Raw genomic sequence first — 3,748 nt, 5'->3', positions numbered from 1 at the left:
AGGCCCCCCCCCCCCCCCCCCCCCCCCAGCGCGGTCGTTCGTTCCGAATTCAGGTGCAGAGCCCGGACCAGTGCGACGGATGCCCGCCAGCGCCCCGAAATGGGGCTGTTCTCCTGAATTCGGTACACGCTCGACCACCGGTCTCGACGGGCGCGACCACCGGTGATCAAACCTGTGAGTGATCTACGTGCCGAATTCAGGTGCAGAGCCCGGACACAGCCCGGACCAGTGCGACGGATGCCCGCCAGCGCCCCGAGTTGGGGCTGTTCTCCTGAATTCGGTACACGGGCGACCTCCGGGAGCGCGTCCGGCGCGAGCAACCGGCGACGCTATTCGTTGACGAGCACCGGCACCCCGAGCGCGACCGACACCGCCGGGCCGGCGATGCCGGGCGGCACCGCGATGGTGAACGTCACCAGCTCCTCCGGCGCGCCACTGTGGCTGCCGTCGTCGACGAGGTGGTGCACGAATCGGCCGGTGCCGAGGAGGGCGCCCTTGTCGTCGTAGAAGCCGGCGACGACCTCGAGTTCGAGCACCGCGCTCACGTCACTCGTCACGCGCACGGCCCCGGAAACCGCCGCGCCGTCGAAGGCCAGGTTCTCGAGCAGGAACCGGTCGTCGAACGGCCCAGCTGCCTGCACGACCTCCCCCGGCCGTGGACGTGCCTTCCCGATGCTCTCCAGCTCCGGCTGCCCCGAGGGCGCGGCCAGGCCGGGGAAGGTGGTCTGGGCCGCGCCGGCCGAGATCGAGCCGCCGGACGAGCCGGGGGCGCCGGAGGCGGCGAGGGCGTACGCACCCCCGCCGACGATGAGGACTGCGGCGAGCGCGACCAGGGCGATCGCCCGGGGAGTCATGCATTTCATGTGGGTGCTTCCTGTCGTGGGGATGCCCGGGCCGGGGCGGAATGCCGTCCGGCCCGGGCGGTCTGCGCGGGTTGCGCCGGCCGGCAGTGCCGGCTTGCGGCGCTAGCCGATGACGCGCAGGGCGCGACCAACGATGCCGAACAGGGCGATGTTGTCGACCGTGCCCTGCAGCTGGTCGGCACCGGGGCCGGAGGCGTAGACCGGGACATCCGCGCCGGTGTGGTTGCCGGACAGGTAGCTCAGCCACAGGCCGGCCTCGGGCGACCCGTCGACGACGCCCGCCGGGTCGGTGGGGGTGCGGAAGGTGGCCGGACCGAAGTTCTTCGGATCGGCCGCTCCGGCGCCATTGATGATTCCGGTGGACCGGGCCGCGTCGCGGGAGTTGCTCGGCCGGCTCGGCGTGGAATTGTTGGCGGTGTTGCCGCTGTCGGTGTTCGCCGGCGGGGTGGCGGCCTCCGCGTTGGTGAAGGTGCCCTTCTCGATGATGTTGAAGCCGGCGCATTCGTGGTCGGCGGTGACGATGACGAGGGTGTTGCCGTCGCGTTTGGCGAAGTCCTGGGCGATGGCGACGGCGTCGTCGAACGCCTTCACCTCGGCCAGGGTCTGCGCCGCGTCATTCGCGTGCGAGCGCTTGTCGATCAGCGCGCCCTCGACCTGGAGATAGAAGCCCTTGCCCTTGTCGCTCTTCTCGCCCAGTGCCTTCTTCTGGCTGAGCAGCTCGATGGCCTTGCTGGTCATCTCGGGCAGGCTGGGTTCCTGGGCCTCGGCCGAGGTGGGGCGTTCGGACTTGGACTTCTCAATCGTGAGGTTTCCCTTGTTGAAGAGGCCGAAGACCTTCTGGCCGGCGGCAGCCGCGAGGTCGGTCTTCGTCGCCGTCGTCTGGTTGGCGATCGAGCCGAGCACGGAATAACCCTGGCCCTTCAGCGCCGTCTCGTCGGCAGCGTCGAACCGGCTGAGCCCGCCGCCGAGGATGACGTCGGCGGTGCCGTTCCTGGCGATCTGGTCGGCGATCGGGGTGACCCGTACGTCGCTGGTCGGCAGGACGGCCCCGGTGACCGCGATGTCCTGGCAGGCCGCGTCGGAGTAGACCGGCCCCTGGCATCCTCGGCCGAGCGCATGGCTCATCTGGCCGGCGGGCGTCGCGTCGGTGACCTCGGCGGTGGAGACATTGCCGGTGCGGTAGCCGGACTTCTTGGCCAGCTCCATCATGGTCGGGACGACGGCGCCCTTGGCGTCCACGCCAAGCGCCGCGTTGTAGGTCTTCACGCCGGACGACCAGGCCGTCGCGGCCGAGGCGGAGTCGGTGACCGCGTTCGGATGGAAGTCGGCCTCGCCCGGCTGGCCGGAGCCCTTCTCCACAGCGTAGGTGCTCACATGACCCTGGGCCGGCAGCGTCTCCATCGCAAGCTTGCCGGACGCGCCGAAGTACCGCTCGCGGGCGGCCGTGACGTGAGTGCGGCCCATGCCGTCACCGAGAAGGTAGATCACGTTCTTGGCGCGGCTCTTGTCGCCGTCGGCCGAGGCCGAGGCCGACGTGACAGTGCCGGCCGTGACGACCGCGGTGGCGAGCAGAGCCGCGACCACGGTCGTGGAGGCAAGGACAGATATTCTTCGTCGCATGAGGATTCTCCTGAGGAGTGCGTGGGAGTGCGTGGGAGTGCGTGGGAGTGGCAGCTCATGTTGCCACCCCCGCACTGTAGAGAGTCCCGGTGTCCCCCGAATGGCCGGATGGTGAACAAGGTCACCGGACCGGGCGCCGGTCGGCGCGGCTCAGTACGTCTGGTCGAAGAACGCGAGTTCATTCTCCGACGTCCTGGCAGACCCGGAAGCAGGGCGGCAGAGCGGCCACGAGCACCGGGTAGGAGCCGCCCTGCGCTGCCGCCGGCAGGTGGTTCAGGGAGGCCGTCGTCACCGGCGACGGTGCGGCATCCGTGTTCCGGTCGCCGTGGCGGCCCCGGCCGACGCCTCCGCGGCCCGCCAGAGTGTCGCGAAGTGGTGGACGGGACCATTCCCCTGCCCGATGTCGAGCTCGTCGGAGTGCCGCAGGCTGTCGGTCAGCCATTCCTTCGCCACTGCGAGGGCGGCCACCCAGTCACCCAGTCTGGCCTGGCGGGTGGCGAGGGCACTCGAGAGCGAGCACCCGGTGCCGTGGGTGTTCGTCGTCGCCACGCGTTCCTGCGCGAATTCGACGAGGTGGCGCCCACCGGAGAGTCGTCCGGCGTCGTCGACGAGGGCATCCGGCGACTCGGCCCCGCCGAGGTGGCCGCCCTTGGCGAGCACGATCACGCCGTGCCGCGCGGAGACCACCCTCGCCTGGCTGATCGCCTCCGGCCAGGTCACCGCGACCGGGCACTCTGCGAGCACGGCAAGCTCGGGCAGGTTGGGCGTGACGATGTCAACCTCGGCGAGCAGCTCGCGCACGGCGGCTTCGGCGCGTTCGTCAAGCAGCCGGTCGCCGCTGGTGGCGACCATGACCGGGTCGAGCACGACGATCGGCGGCCGGATGCGGCGCAGCCACGCCGCGACCTCGATGATCACCTCTTCGTTGGCGAGCATCCCGATCTTCACGGCGTCGATGGTGACGTCGTCGCTCACGGCGTCGAGCTGTTCGCGCAGGAAGGAGGCCGGCGGCAGGTGGATCGACCGCACCCCTCGGGTGTTCTGCGCGACCAAAGAGGTGACCACGGCCATCCCGTAGCCTCCGTTCGCCGAGATTGCCTTGAGGTCGGCCTGGATGCCCGCGCCCCCGGTCGGGTCGGTGCCGGCGATGCTCAGCACGCGCGGGATGCCACTCACGCCGCGGCCCCTGCCCACGCGGCCGCGAAGGCGCGGGTGGCCCCGGCCGGGTCGTCCGCCGCGCAGATGGCGGAGACCACGGCCAGCCC

Annotated in this window: 3 protein-coding genes; all 3 read right to left on the bottom strand. The window is 70.8% G+C overall.

Going from position 1 to position 3,748, the window contains the following annotated elements:
- Nucleotides 1-329: 329 nt before the first annotated feature.
- Complete coding sequence (locus E3T48_RS00130) at nt 330-863, bottom strand: hypothetical protein (protein ID WP_134521872.1); 534 nt, start codon at nt 861-863, stop codon at nt 330-332.
- 102 nt (nt 864-965) lie between these two features.
- On the bottom strand, nt 966-2,483 hold the full coding sequence (locus E3T48_RS00125) for an alkaline phosphatase (RefSeq protein WP_134521871.1): 1,518 nt from the start codon (nt 2,481-2,483) through the stop codon (nt 966-968).
- Nucleotides 2,484-2,771: 288 nt separating this feature from the next.
- Complete coding sequence (gene thiD, locus E3T48_RS00120) at nt 2,772-3,659, bottom strand: bifunctional hydroxymethylpyrimidine kinase/phosphomethylpyrimidine kinase (protein ID WP_241986464.1); 888 nt, start codon at nt 3,657-3,659, stop codon at nt 2,772-2,774.
- Between the last annotated feature and the right edge of the window lie 89 nt (nt 3,660-3,748).

Origin of the sequence: Cryobacterium fucosi, from assembly GCF_004403515.1 — a bacterium.
Taxonomy (GTDB): domain Bacteria; phylum Actinomycetota; class Actinomycetes; order Actinomycetales; family Microbacteriaceae; genus Cryobacterium; species Cryobacterium fucosi.
This window is presented reverse-complemented; position numbering and strand designations above follow the sequence as displayed.